Source organism: Acinetobacter kookii, assembly GCF_900096895.1.
Taxonomy (GTDB): Bacteria; Pseudomonadota; Gammaproteobacteria; order Pseudomonadales; family Moraxellaceae; genus Acinetobacter; species Acinetobacter kookii.
In genome coordinates this window covers 145,475-159,854 of sequence record NZ_FMYO01000004.1, presented here as the reverse complement: position 1 = coordinate 159,854, position 14,380 = coordinate 145,475, and the positions used below count along the sequence as shown (strand labels likewise).

The 14,380-nt window shown below is 41.6% G+C and carries 12 protein-coding genes and 1 pseudogene; 2 read left to right on the top strand and 11 right to left on the bottom strand.

All coding sequences use genetic code 11. The features are described 5' to 3' along the window. Window positions 1-259 precede the first annotated feature (259 nt). Window positions 260-1,321 carry a 3-deoxy-7-phosphoheptulonate synthase gene (locus tag BLP85_RS08265; RefSeq protein WP_092819638.1) on the top strand — a complete coding sequence of 354 codons (1,062 nt, stop codon included), beginning with the start codon at window positions 260-262 and terminating at the stop codon, window positions 1,319-1,321. Window positions 1,322-1,656: 335 nt separating this feature from the next. Next, on the top strand, window positions 1,657-2,853 hold the full coding sequence (locus BLP85_RS08260) for a PilT/PilU family type 4a pilus ATPase (protein WP_092819637.1): 1,197 nt from the start codon (window positions 1,657-1,659) through the stop codon (window positions 2,851-2,853). Between the two features lie 82 nt (window positions 2,854-2,935). Here the strand turns inward: BLP85_RS08260 and BLP85_RS08255 are convergent, their stop codons facing one another. From BLP85_RS08255 to sstT, 11 genes and pseudogenes are all read right to left on the bottom strand, one after another. After that, window positions 2,936-4,117: an MFS transporter gene (locus BLP85_RS08255; protein ID WP_092819636.1), complete on the bottom strand. Its 1,182-nt coding sequence runs from the start codon at window positions 4,115-4,117 to the stop codon at window positions 2,936-2,938. Window positions 4,118-4,427: 310 nt separating this feature from the next. Then, window positions 4,428-4,802: a glycine cleavage system protein GcvH gene (gcvH, locus tag BLP85_RS08250; protein ID WP_092819635.1), complete on the bottom strand. Its 375-nt coding sequence runs from the start codon at window positions 4,800-4,802 to the stop codon at window positions 4,428-4,430. A 71-nt stretch (window positions 4,803-4,873) separates the two neighbouring features. Beyond that, window positions 4,874-5,902, bottom strand: a complete 1,029-nt coding sequence (locus BLP85_RS08245) for a helix-turn-helix transcriptional regulator (RefSeq protein ID WP_092819634.1) — start codon at window positions 5,900-5,902, stop codon at window positions 4,874-4,876. 108 nt (window positions 5,903-6,010) lie between these two features. Next, window positions 6,011-6,460 carry a MaoC family dehydratase gene (locus BLP85_RS08240; RefSeq protein ID WP_092819633.1) on the bottom strand — a complete coding sequence of 150 codons (450 nt, stop codon included), beginning with the start codon at window positions 6,458-6,460 and terminating at the stop codon, window positions 6,011-6,013. After that, window positions 6,460-8,313 (bottom strand): ABC transporter ATP-binding protein, encoded by a 1,854-nt coding sequence (locus BLP85_RS08235; RefSeq protein WP_092819632.1) that lies wholly within the window; start codon window positions 8,311-8,313, stop codon window positions 6,460-6,462. The genes BLP85_RS08240 and BLP85_RS08235 overlap by 1 nt, the downstream gene beginning before the upstream one ends. A 200-nt stretch (window positions 8,314-8,513) precedes the next feature. Further along, window positions 8,514-8,774, bottom strand: a pseudogene (locus BLP85_RS08230) (IS5/IS1182 family transposase); the annotation flags it as partial. A 114-nt stretch (window positions 8,775-8,888) separates the two neighbouring features. Next, complete coding sequence (locus tag BLP85_RS08225; protein ID WP_092819631.1) at window positions 8,889-10,310, bottom strand: cryptochrome/photolyase family protein; 1,422 nt, start codon at window positions 10,308-10,310, stop codon at window positions 8,889-8,891. Between the two features lie 91 nt (window positions 10,311-10,401). Beyond that, window positions 10,402-11,658, bottom strand: a complete 1,257-nt coding sequence (locus tag BLP85_RS08220) for a mechanosensitive ion channel family protein (protein ID WP_092819630.1) — start codon at window positions 11,656-11,658, stop codon at window positions 10,402-10,404. 214 nt (window positions 11,659-11,872) lie between these two features. Then, window positions 11,873-12,409 carry a DUF2058 domain-containing protein gene (locus tag BLP85_RS08215; RefSeq protein ID WP_092819629.1) on the bottom strand — a complete coding sequence of 179 codons (537 nt, stop codon included), beginning with the start codon at window positions 12,407-12,409 and terminating at the stop codon, window positions 11,873-11,875. 14 nt (window positions 12,410-12,423) lie between these two features. Further along, window positions 12,424-13,098: a YoaK family protein gene (locus tag BLP85_RS08210; RefSeq protein WP_092819628.1), complete on the bottom strand. Its 675-nt coding sequence runs from the start codon at window positions 13,096-13,098 to the stop codon at window positions 12,424-12,426. Window positions 13,099-13,131: 33 nt separating this feature from the next. Continuing rightward, window positions 13,132-14,325 (bottom strand): serine/threonine transporter SstT, encoded by a 1,194-nt coding sequence (gene sstT / locus BLP85_RS08205; RefSeq protein ID WP_092819627.1) that lies wholly within the window; start codon window positions 14,323-14,325, stop codon window positions 13,132-13,134. Between the last annotated feature and the right edge of the window lie 55 nt (window positions 14,326-14,380).

Genomic DNA, 14,380 nt, shown 5'->3' with positions numbered 1-14,380 from the left:
TAGATAATTGCCTGAATGCGTTCGGGCAAGAAAAGGTTGCCCACCCAGTTTATAACCTGATCGGCAACCCTGATCAGGTTTTTTTATGCTTTATTTTTCTTATACTTTTTGGAGCTTACTCATGAAAACATTAAATTATTCATACTTTAGCAACTTTTATTGGTTTTACTTTAGTCAATTGATGACTCTGCACACCCAATCCATTAGACCCATAACGCTCAAATAAAAGATTGGACTGAATAGTCCCCAGGAAAGACCAATGAATGCCTTAAATACTGCTTTACAACAAACTCAAACAACTGCAAAAGAAACCGCTTTAACTTTGCCTCATCAATTGAAGGCGCAATTGCCTTTATCAAACAAACTGGCGCAACAAATTGCTGAGCAGCGTCAAATCATTGAAAATATCTTGGCAGGCAAAGATCATCGATTGATGGTGGTGACCGGTCCATGCTCGATTCACGATCCTGTTGCTGCACTTGAATATGCACAAAAATTACAACAATTACAAAGCCAGGTAGCAGACCAGATTTTCCTGGTAATGCGTGCCTATATTGAAAAACCCCGTACCACCATTGGCTGGAAAGGCTTCCTGTATGACCCAGATTTGGATGGTTCATCCAATATGCAGTTGGGCCTGGAAAAATCACGTGCCTTGTATTTACAAATTATTGAAATGGGTTTGCCAATTGCTGCTGAAATTTTAAGTCCAATGGCAACAGCCTATTTTGACGATTTACTGGCTTGGGGCGCCATTGGCGCGCGTACCAGTGAATCCCAGATTCACCGTGAAATTTCAAGCCATATGCCATACAGCATTGGTTTCAAGAATGGCACCGATGGTTCCATTCAAATTGCACTGGATGCCATTCAGTCTGCATCGAATTCCCATCAATTCCTGGGTCTGGGCCAATCGGGATTACCTTGTATCCTGGAATCGAAAGGCAATCCGAAAGCACATCTGATTTTACGCGGTGCAAATTCGGGTCCTAATTACCAGCTGGCTGAAATTGAAAAGATCAGAGAAAAATGCAAAGGTGAATTGCCTGCTTTAGTCATTGATTGCAGTCATGGCAATAGCCACAAAGATCCGCTCTTACAGCCCCAGGTGCTCAAGACAATTATTGAGGAACGTACACAAAGTCAGGTTCGTGGGGTAATGCTAGAAAGCTATCTGGTGGATGGTCAGCAGAAGATTTCCTGTGAGATGACCTATGGCCAATCGGTAACGGATGGCTGCCTGGGCTGGGACAAAACCCAGCAACTTTTGCTGGAGGTGGCAGATTCAGTGCGTCTATCTGAATTAAAACGTAGTGCGTGATTTTATAAGAAAAAGTTATAGACCATCAAAGATTTATACATAACATTACTATAAAGCCCCCTGAACTTAAGGGGCTTTTTTCTGTTTAAAACCATAGTTATGTTATCTGGTTAATTTTAAATCAGCTGTTCATTGATGGTGTTTGCAATTTTTATTAATACTTTTAACTAGTTAAAAATAACAAAGTTGAGCACTTTACTATGTTTATGCACAATAGGGAAAAATAGTAATCAATAAAACATGAATTGTTTCTTCACGACTGAGATGAGCATTTAAATAAATTAAACCAATCTCGGTATGCGTGCATCCTAGAAACAATTCTCATCGGGGAAAATATGTATAGTACGGAATTACTGGAAGAAGCACGCAAAATAATGTTCCATATGCTGACCAAGGTGGTGGAATATGGCGGTTCGGATTTATTTATTTCAGCAGATTTTCCACCGAGCATTAAACATCAGGGCTTAATGAAACCGATTGGCCAGCAGGCATTGACTGCCGACAAGACCAAACTGTTTGCCTATAGTTTAATGAATGAAAAACAGCGGCTTGAATTTGAAAGCGAGCTGGAATGTAATTTTGCCATTAGCGTTCCCAATGTTTCGCGTTTTCGTATCAATGTTTTTCAGCAACAATTACAAGTGGGGATGGTGATACGAACCATTACCGCAGAAATTCCAAATTTTGACCAGTTAAAACTGCCTGAATCCTTAAAACATGTGATGATGGCAAAACGCGGTCTGGTACTTGTAGTCGGTGCAACTGGCTCGGGTAAATCGACTTCTTTAGCGGCCATGATTGATCATCGTAATGAAAATTTTGCCGGACATATTATTACCGTGGAAGATCCGGTGGAATATGTGCATAAACACAAGAAATCGATGATTACCCACCGTGAAGTCGGCGTAGACAGCCATTCATGGCACAATGCCTTGAAAAACACCCTGCGTCAGGCACCGGATGTCATTTTAATTGGTGAAATCCGGGATACCGAAACCATGGAGCATGCCATTGCCTTTGCCGAAACCGGACACTTATGTTTAGGTACTTTACATGCCAATAACGCCAACCAGGCGCTGGATCGCATCATTAACTTTTTCCCTGAGGAACGTCGCAATCAATTATTGATGGACTTATCTTCAAACATGAAAGCGATTATCTCCCAGCGTTTGGTGCGAACTCAGGATGGGCGTGGTCGTCGTGCAGCCATTGAAATTTTGCTGAATACGCCATTAATTGGCGATCTTATTCTGAAAGGCCATTTTCATGAACTCAAAGAAATCATGAAGAAATCCCGTGAATTGGGCATGCAAACATTCGATCAGGCTTTATACGATTTATACAATGAGGATGCAATCAGTTATGAAGAAGCGCTGCGTAATGCTGACTCCATGAATGAATTGCGCTTGCAGATTAAATTGAAAAGTAACAGACAGGATCAAACGGTTCCAGGCTCAGCGACATCCTTCAGTATGGTGCAAGATAAAGCTCCGGAAGAGAATCAAGCCCAAAGTGACCAGGACGCTTCTTAATTCGGATACTTCTTTTTATAAAATAGGCATTAACCCAAAGCGATTAATGCCTATTTTATTGATTTAAAGCTTTATTTTTGTATTATGCAGACTTGGGTTGATCGATAAAAAACTTATAGAAAACCAGACTCAGTGCGGTGATTGCTGCACAAAGCAGATAGGTAAAACTATAACCTTGATCAGCAATAATCATCCCTAACAAGATTGAACCAATAGCGATACCAATATCGTAAAAGGTAAAAAAGGTGGAGGTGGCATGTCCAATGCGGTCTTTGGGTGAGTGCTGAATGGAAATGGTTTGTAAGCAGGGTTGAGCTGAACCAAATCCCATACCGACAAAAACTGCAGCCAGCATTAATCCAGTCACTGTATTAACTTGGCTTAAAACCATCAGCCCAATAGCAAATAAGGCAATAGCGGGATAAACCACGTAATTTGCACCTTTTCGATCATAAATTTTACCAGTAATAGGACGTAAGCTCATCATCGAAATGGCAAAGATCACAAAGAATAAACTTGCATAAGCCAGTAAATTTTTTGACTCTGCAAAGGTCGAAATGAACGACATAATGCTGGCATAAGAAAAAGAGATGATCATGGCCATAATTGAAACTGGCAAAGCTTTCTTTTCAACAAAGTCATGAATGGATAATTTACGCTTAATGGGTTCAGCCTGCATTTTTGGCATTGCTTGAATGGGGATCAGGAAACAAAAGATAAAGCCCAGACAAATAAGGGCAGCCAGAATCGCAGTAACGCTCGGATAAGAAAGTTGCTGAATAAGCGTCAAACCGATTAAAGGCCCCAACACAATCCCTAGATTAATAGACATGACAAAATATCCCATACCTTCACCTTTACGGTTTGCAGGAATAAAATCATTGGCAATGGGGACGGCTACCGTGGTTAAAATACTGAACCAGATCCCATGTAATAGCCGAATGGCCAAAAGTACGTTCAGGTTATCTGCAAAAATATAGGCAAATGAAAACAGACAGAATAGCGTTTCAGAAATATAAAGTGCTTTCTTGCGTCCGATTTTTTCAATAATCAAACCGCTAAAGGGACGAACCGCAATTGAGGATGCCATAAACAGGGTCATGGCTAGACCGGCTTGCGCCAAACTGTCATGCAAGTCTTTTAAAATATAAATAGGTAAGATGGTGGTTTGGGCAAAATAAAAGATAAACAAAAATAAATTGTTAGCCAGACATAGAATAAAGGATTTATTCCATAAATTTTCAGCATTTACAGCAGAGGACATAATTTACCTAGATAATCATCAGTATTAGACGACGCAGCAGACTTAAGGTAAGAATGAGGGTGACTCAGTTTTTATAGTTATAAAGATAAGGGAGCTGGTCGAATGAATGCTCGAATTTTAGCTAATTTTAATGGAAAAGTATACCTATGTAAGAATTAATCAATAAAAAATATTTATTTTTAAATTTATTTTGTTGTTAATATCATATTGTGATTTTTTCCCTTTTTTATGAGAGATCTATGTCTTAAAAGCCATCATTTAAAATAAAAAAATCAGCCACCAAGGCTGATTTTTCTTATTTAAGGCAGTCTTACAAACCTGCTTCGTATTCACTGCTTGAAAGTAATTTTTCAACGTCTGCCATATTGTCTGGCTTAATTTTATAAATCCAGCCCTTGCCATAAGGGTCATCATTAACAAAATCAGGATCATCTTCAAGTGCTGAATTCACTTCAACCACTTCACCTGAAACAGGCGCATGAATATCAGACGCGGTTTTAACCGACTCAACTACACCAGCCTGTTCACCGGCAGTGACTTGCTGACCCACTTCTGGGGCTTCTACATAAACCAGGTCGCCCAATGCATCCTGTGCATGGTCCGAAATACCGGTAATAACCAGATCACCTTCAATTTTGACCCATTCGTGCGTACTGGCGTACTTTAATTCTGAAGGGTGATTCATGGATGACTCCTTTAAAATATTCAAATCATTTTTGCCATGTTTTATACATGTTTTTTGATGAAAACAAAAGTTTATAGATAAGGATCTTTACGCCAGTTGCTTGGGCTGCGACCACTCCAACGCTTAAAGGCCCGGCTGAAATTGGCAACATCGCTATAGCCAATTTCATCGGCAATCTGCTCCAGGGTGTAATCGGTACGTGAAAGCAGGGAAGTTGCATGCCGATAACGCACTTCATCCACCAAAGTGGAAAAGGAGGTGCCTTCAGCTGCCAGTTGGCGTTTCAGGGTGCGATCTGACATATGCAGCCGATCCGCCACATTTTCAATACTTAAATAGTGCTGTTCAGAATTGGTCAGAATGTCACGCACCCGCATGGCCAGACGGCGACGTTCACCCAGTGCAGAAAGTTCAGCTTCACACTGGTTAATCGCAATCTGGCTGGCAATTGGGTCTGCATTGACCATCTTTAGGCCCAGATATTTTTTATCAAAACTGAACAACAAATGTGGCTGTTCAAAACGGAACTGATGCGACGGAAATTTTGCCATGTAACGTTCAAAACCGGCAGGTTTGGGAAAATCAAAATCAATTTCCCCGGACAGATCTTCACAACCGGTCAGGGCTTTGGCCATGGTGATAATACCAAAGGTCAGGGCAATGGCAATTTCAGTGCGTAAGGGTTCAATGTCGAAGTCACATTGCAACTGTAAGGTTGCTTTTTCGCCAAAGGTGGAAAAATAAAGCTGTAAAAAGGGCATACGCAGCTGGATAAACCGGTTCGCCAGAATCAGGGCATCGGTAATATCACGTGCCGTCATAATGGCATAACCAATAAAGCCATGAATCGAGATACGCATCTGGGTGCCCAAATGGAAACCCAGTGTCGGTTCACCGGTTAAACGTAGTGCATGTTTGACCAGTTCATTGGCAACGGGTGTGGGAATACGAAAGTTGGGGTCTGCCAGCTGTTCACTGTTTAAATGAAACGGGGTAAAGAGTGCTTCAGCATTATAGCCCCAGCGGGAAACTACATCTAAAAGCAGCAGTCCATAAACACCCGGTATGCCTTGATCCTGTCTTGGAGAAATCGTTTTCATGCGCCATCCATTGCATTCATTCGTTTTTCTAATTGTAAGTGCCATATTGGCACGAATAGGAAGACTATCCTCTTAAAATTGTTGGACAATATTTTTAAAGCCTGAAAATTATTCAGGCTGAACGTCTTTTTTAAAGACCACAATTTTAGTGGTGGAAATAAGTAACATATCATTATTCTGATTGAATGCCTGGGTCACATAACTGACTATAGCGCGGTCATTTTTACTTTTTGATGGCGTAATTGCCACAATTTCGACCTCGACATGAATCTTATCGCCAGGACGGGTCGGACGCGGCCAGCGCAGACTGGACTCTGAACCAATCAGGCCGTAAGCAACCGGAAAACACTCAGTCCATAAACGCATGGTGACTGCACAGGTGTGCCAACCGCTGGCAGCAATACCCTGAAAAACAGGATGTGCCTGGGCTTCATGTTCATCGGTATGAAAAACTTGAGGATCATAAGCATGTGCAAACTGTTTGATTTCTTCTAAGGTCATTTCATATTCGCGGCTAATGAAACGATCCCCCACTTTTATATCTTCTAAATACAGCATCAATGCATATCCTTTTTCTTTAATGCTTGTTGTTCTATCAAAAAACTACCCGTCTGTCTTTGCCACAAATGTGCATAAATACCGCCCAGCGCGACCAGTTCATCATGCGTACCTTGCTCGGCAATGTGACCTTCATCCAGCACAATCAAGCGGTCCATTTGTGCAATGGTAGAGAGTCGGTGCGCGATGGCAATCACGGTTTTGCCTTCCATCAATTCATCCAGACTGGATTGAATTGCCGCTTCCACTTCAGAATCTAAGGCACTGGTGGCTTCGTCTAAAATCAGGATTGGCGCATCTTTTAAAAACACCCGGGCAATGGCGATACGCTGACGCTGACCCCCAGACAGTTTGACGCCACGTTCACCCACATAGGCTTCATATCCAGTTTTGCCACGTAAGTCTGTGAGCTGTGGAATAAAATCTTCCGCCTTGGCTTTGCGTACGGCTTCAAACATCTCTTCATCTGTTGCATCGGGTCGGCCATATTTAATATTTTCGGCCACGGTACGGTGTAACAAAGAGGTATCCTGAGTGACAAAAGCAATATTTTTTCGCAAACTGTCCTGAGTCACATCTTGAATATTTTGACCATCGATCGAAATACGACCTTGGTTGATATTGTAAAAATGCAATAACAGTTGAATCAGGGTTGATTTTCCTGCACCAGAACGGCCGACAATGCCAATTTTTTCACCCGGTTTAATGGTCAAATTAAAATGATCAATCACATTTTTATTTTGATAAGCAAAACTGACATCTTCAAACTTGATTTCTCCATGCCGTACCTGCAAGGGTTGCGCATCCGGTTTGTCCTGAATATGAATCGGACGTCCCATAGTTTTCATGCCGTCCTGGATGGTACCGACATTTTCAAACAGAGCGGATGACTGCCACATCATAAATTCGGCAATACTGTTGAGTTTTAAGATCATAGCTGTTGTGGCAGCAATAATACCGAGTTCAGCCTGGCCGTTAATCCAGAGCCAGATAGCCGTACCTAAGACCCCACCATATAAAACCACACTGAGTAAATTGATGCTGATCTCATACTGTGCACCCAGGCGCATTTGCTTATATACCGTGACCATGAAGTCTTGCATGGACGCTTTGGCATACTTGCTTTCACGGCCGGCATGGGCAAATAGTTTCACGGTTTGAATATTGGTATAGGCATCCGTAACACGACCGGTCATGACTGCACGGGCATCGGCCTGCTTACTTGAAATCTGGCTTAAACGGGGAATAAAAAAGCAGGCAGCGCAAATAAACAGCACCAGCCAAAGCAAGAGCGGCACAATCAGCAGAGGGGAAATTGCCGCCAGGACCAGACTAATGGTGGTAAAGTAGATGAGAACATAGGCCACCATATCCCCTAAAATCACCCAGAATTCACGTACTGCAAGCGAGGTCTGCATCACTTTGGCAGATAGACGTCCGGCAAAGTCATTGTGAAAAAAGTCCAGGCTTTGCTGTAACAGTAAATTATGGAAACGCCAGCGTAAACGCATGGGAAAAGTACTGTATAAAATTTGATGCTTGATAATCGATTGCAGGCTGGCAAACAGAATGTTTGCCAGTAGAATGCAGCTCAGGATTGTAAGATTTTGGCTATGTTGAGCCAAAAAATTCTCAGGTTGGCTTTTGCTTAGCCAGTTGACCAGATCGCCGATTTTGGAATAAAGAAAGGCCTCAAAACTTGCAGCAGCTGCGGTAAACATCACCAGCAACAATAAATAAGGCCGCACACCTTGGGCGGCTTGCCAGACAAAAGGGAAAAAACGGGTAGGAAGTGGTTCGTTTAAACCTTTGGATGGATAAGGGTCGACGAGTTTTTCAAACCACTGCAACATGCGAATTTCCTTGAGTAAATGGCTGTTAGGCTGAATATTATTGCAACTTTAATAGTATAAATAATAATTTAATGAATATCTAAAAGTCTGATTAAATCAGTAAACTTTTCATTTTAACGGCTTTGTTACATAAATATTTAAAAGCTGAATTTACTCCAAATCATTAAAATTTAGGAGATCACTTGGGTATGAGGTCTACCTCACTCGGTAAATTTGTTCAGTACAGCCACACATACATGAATTTCATTAACCTGGCTTTGAAAATGTCTTGAAGTTAATTGATCACCTAACAATTTGATACAGTGCATTTTGGCGTCAGCTAAACTTCGTCGATGATAGCCCGACCATTTTTTTCAGAAAGTTCTACCTGAGAAACACTGCTTCGCAAGATTAATGGTTTGAATTAATTCATTTCGATCAATTGAACTGATTTTAGAATCTTTCTAGGGCTTGGCATTCTTTTAGGTGGATTCTCCTTGGCACCTTAGAGCAGCATTCAACTGAAACGATTTGTAGATTGCAGTAGTTTTGGGTCTCGCCCTGATTGAGCAGGGCGATTCTTTAATATTTCCAAGTCAGATTGCCTTAAACGCCTCTATAGCACGCTTGCGCGATAAGCTTAAATCCACAATTGCCCGTGGGTAATTTAATTTTCGCACCTGTGGGTAAGCATAAGGATCATGGATTTTTTTTGCATCCAGATGCGCCAGTTCCGGTACCCATGTGCGGATATAATCGCCATTTGGATCAAACTTTTGCGATTGGGTGATAGGGTTGAAGATTCGAAAATAGGGTACTGCATCGGTTCCCGTTGAAGCACACCACTGCCAGCCTCCATTGTTGGCTGCCAAATTGCCATCAATTAAATGCTGCATGAACCATTTTTCACCCAGACGCCAGTCAATCAGCAGGTTCTTGGTCAAGAACATTGCTGTAATCATACGAACCCGATTATGCATCCAGCCCGTTTGCAGCATTTGACGCATACCCGCATCTACAATCGGGATTCCGGTCTGACCTTGTTGCCAAGCATGCAGGTCTTGTTCAGCGTTACGCCATTGAACCTTTTGAGTATTACTTTTAAAAGGCTGATGTTTAGAAACGGCAGGAAATTGATAAAGAATATGTTGATAAAACTCTCGCCACAACAATTCATCTAGCCAGGTTTGTTGTCCCGCATTGTCTATATGAAAATGACCATTTTGTTTTCTAAACACGGCTTGTAAGCACTGCCTGATTGAAACTGTACCGATATTTAAATAAGCAGACAATCGGCTGGTTGAATTAAGATCAGGAAAATCCCGTTCCTGTTGATACTGCTGTATTTTAGAGTCAACAAAATGATTCAAAATATTCAGAGCATAGTCTTCCGTCACAGGCCAAAGCTGCTGTAACTGATCTGATGCAGAGCTTTGCATATAGGTTAATGCACTGATTTTTGTATTTTCTGATTCCAGGTTCAGCTCTATTTTTTCCTGCTTTGCGACTGCTGGATAACATTGCGGTAGGCCAATGCTAAGGAGTTCATAACAGCGCTTTTTAAAAGCACTAAACACTTGATAAGGTTGATTGGATTTATTACAGATTGAACCGACAGGAAAAATTGTCTGATCATGATAAAGCTCAAACGGGATTTGATGCTTCTCCAGTTTTTCTTGCATCTGAGCATCGCGTTTTAATTCATTCACGCCAATTTCAATATTGGCATGCACAGCGTCAATACCCAATCGCTGACAAAGCTGCAGCATTTCATGCGGGACATCTTTCCATAAAGGAATATGTTTAGTCAGCAGGGGGATGTTCAGCTGATGAAGCTGTGATTTGAGCGTTTCCAGTTGGCGTAAATAAAATATTTGTTTGGCAGGACTGTCATCATGCTGTTGCCATTGCTCCGGTGAGAGAATCACCAGGGCAACACAGTTTCCAGACCGAGTTGCATGCCAAAGCGCAGCATGATCTTGTATACGCAAATCCTGTCTAAACCATATCAATTGCATGAACGGGGGATGCCTTATTTTCAGTTAAACGCTTCAAGTATAAATAAAAACAACAGTAATATGCTTTAAAGATTGCATCACCCGCCAAGTTTTAAATTTCGGCCTGATTTGCCGAACGTGCCGTGAATTGCCTGAAATCAGCACCGGAGGGCGCCTGATAAACGCTTAAACCGAATTCCGGGACAATAGCAAGTAAATGATCAAAGATATCAGACTGTATCGCTTCATAATCCTTCCATACGGTGGTATTTGCAAAAGCATAAATTTCCAGGGGTAAACCTTCACTGGTCGGTTGTAACTGTCGAATAATCAGCGATTGATTTTGCGCGATGCCGGAATGCTGTTTTAAGTAAAATTCAACATAGGCACGGAAGGTACCTAAATTGGTTAAACGGCGCTGATTATATAAAGATTGGTTCGAGAGTTGCTGATTAAAGCGTTCCAGCTCATCATGTTTACTATTTAAATATTGATCCAGCAATAAAAATTCTTTCAGCTTTTGCTGTTCAGTCGGGGTCATAAAATGCACGCTGCTCTGATCGATAAAGATTGATCTCTTAATCCGCCGGACTCCCGCATAAGCCATACCGCGCCAGTTTTTAAAAGTATCGGTCACCAGCTTGTTGGTGGGAATAGTGGTTAAGGTCTTGTCAAAATTCTGAACGGTAATGGTATGTAATGACATATCAATGACATCGCCGTCAGCATTCAGTGACGGCATCTCTATCCAGTCACCAATTCGCACCATGTCATAAGATGAAATTTGTACTGATGCGACCAAAGAAAGAATGGTATTTTGGAAAACCAACATCAATACTGCTGCCATGGCACCAAAACCTGCCAGCAGGGTAAACACATCTTTTTTAAGGAAAGTACCTAAAATCATCAAGCCACAGACAATAAAGATAATCAGCTTAACCAGCTGTAAATAACCTTTAATCGGCTTGTTTTTTGATTTTGGATTACGTTGATAAACCAGATTGAAAATGCTTAAAAATTCACTGATGGCCAAAGCAAGGGTGAGAAAAATAAACGCCTGTGCCGCCATCTGGATAAAAACAGTTACTTTTTCTGAAAGATGCGGAACAGTGACAATACCGTTCATAATCACAATGGCTGGCACAATGTTGGAAACCCGGCGAATAACATTGTGCTGGGTAAAAATGTCCTGATTGAAAAATTTCATCTTGGAAATCAGTTGGCGGATACCGCGAACCACGACTTGCTTGGCAATAAAATTTGCCAGGAGGGCCAGTAAAATTAAAATACTAAGAGAGGTAAGCATTTCTAGCCAGGGATATTGATCTGACCAGTCCCGAATATTTTGTATAAATGCCAATTGTTCCAAAAACTTAACCTTAAATTTTAAAATTATGGAATAGTGTATAGCGTTATTTTTTTATTATTATAAAGATAACGTTTTACATACATGAACTAAAACAAAATTCACCAGCTGGCCTGATACTCGAATGGCTTAATTTTTTCTTATTATTCTATTCTTGTAGTCTATGCCAATACGAATACTGGCATAGGGAATTCCTTTAACTGTTGATGAACCGGGCTTACCACATTAAATCATCAGGAATGACGTAAGCTGCATATGGATCGTCTTCATCTGTAGTCTGTTCATTTTTTTCAGAATTGTTGACAATAATAAAGCCTTCCATTTTTTGATTAATTCGCTCTGCCAGGGCCTTAGGTAAAACAGCATAACCCTCGGTTTCTTTGGCAATAATGAGTGAACCTGCAACCAGGGCATTGTAAATCTGCTGATTGAGATAAATCTTTTTGACTTTATTGTCATCAATAAACTGGTAGGCCATTTCGCCATCGGTATCTTTAATTTTGTGCTGGTTGATCATTTGAACAATGGCAGCTTTTAATTCTTTACCCTGTAACAGGCGTTTTTTCTCTAAATCCAGTGCCTGGTCGCGAGCCAGTTTTTCCTGCTGGTCTTGGGCAATTTTGGCCTTTAATTCAGCTTCGTTGCTTTGTCCGGTACGTTGCTCATGGACTGCCTGTTTTGACAGTTTTTTAGCCTTTTTATTATCGACTAAACCCGCTTTTAGCAATTGAGCCTGTAATGCATTTTTGACCATAATAAATTCCGATATTACTCTTGAGTCTGCCGATAACGATAATAAATTACCCAATAAATCGAGCTAAGTGTCCAACTTAATATTGCTGGGACGAGGTAGGCGTTCAATTTTAAATAAGGATAAATCACGCTGGCAAGTAAACCGCCAATGAAAAATCCAAATAAAATGAGCAAGTGCAGAATAATGCGTCTACGTTCTACCTTTAGTCCCCGTAACCTGTAGCCTAAAGCCAAGCCCAAATCGGTCAAAACACCCGATAAGTGCGTGGTCCGAATAATGGTACCTTTATAATGGCTGACCATGGCATTCTGGATACCCATGGCAGCACATGCCCAAAGTAAGGCATAACGCGGGAAATAGGGAAGTAAAAGCCAACATAACAGGATAAAAAAAGCCACCAGGCTTAAAGGTAAACCGTAGCGGCTTCCCAACTTGAACTGGCTATTGCCCAGAATAAATCCACTATAAAATGAACCAATCACATAGCATAGAATAACCAGAATTAAGTAAAGGATGGTTTCAGGTTGCCACTTGAGTAAGGCCATGGCCAACATGCTGACATTTCCGGTCATATGGGAAACGGACTGATGCAGCACGGTCACCAGTCCGAGAACGTTAATCATTCCTGCATTGACTGCAAGAAAAAAAGCCCCTAATTGAACCCACAGCGGTAAAGTTTGAAAAGGCATAACGTCACAAAAAAATACTTAATAATGACTATCTTAATCCAAACTGCGGTCAACGGCAGCAGTAAATAGCACATCTGTTGAAGAATTTAATGCAGTTTCGGTCGAATCCTGCAATACGCTAATCACCATACCAATGGCTACCACTTGCATGGCAATATCCGAACTGATCCCAAACAGGCCACAAGCAACAGGAATCAGCAATAAAGAACCGCCGGCTACACCGGAAGCACCACAGGCTGAAATGGTCGCAAGTACCGATAAAACCAGCATGGTGGTGAAATTAACAGAAATACCCAATGTATTGACAGTGGCTAGGGTGAGCACGGTAATGGTAACAGCAGCCCCCGCCATATTAATCGTTGCTCCTAAAGGAATGGCAACGCTGGCTGTAGATTCATTCACACCTAAACGTTTGGCCAGATCCAGGTTAACCGGAATATTGGCTGCTGAACTACGGGTAAAGAAGGCAGTAATGCCACTTTCGCGCAGGCACTGAAAAACCAGTGGGTACGGGTTGGTGCGAGTAACAAAAGCCACCATCATGGGATTGACCACCAAGGCTACAAAGAACATGGTACCAATCAATACGGCTAACAATTGTGCATAGCTTTCAAGCGTACTTAAACCGGCTTCAGCAAAAGTCACGGCGACCAGGCCAAAAATACCGACAGGGGCGAAGTTAATGACCAGACGAATCACCTGGTTTACTGCAGTGGCAGCATCGGTTAAAAAGGTTTTGGTGCTGTCCGATGCATGACGGAATGCAGCACCCAAAGCAACAGCCCAAGCCAAAATACCAATGAAGTTGGCTTCGCTAATGGCAACCACTGGGTTTGCTACAAAGCTGAGCAGCAGATTTTTTAAAATCTGTACCAGGCTACCCGGTGCTTGCAGGTCAGCTTGTGCAGGGACATCCAAAAATAACGTACTTGGGAACAGCATACTGGCAACCACGGCACTTAATGCGGCCAAAAGCATACCAACTGCATACATCAGCATAATGGGTTTGATGTTCGCGCTATGTCCGACTTTAAAATTAGCAATGGAAGATAAAACCAGGACAAAAACTAAAACGGGTGCAACAGATTTAAGTGCTTTAATAAACAAGTCACCCAGCAGGCTTAAATAAGGAGCCAGATTCGGGAACAAAACAGCAACACCAATACCTAAAATAATGGCGATAATAATTTGGGAGACTAAACTCAAACGCATTAAAGCAGAAAACATAAAGATGCCTTGTTACAAATACGAGGGCTAAAAAAAAATCACAGAGATAGGTGGC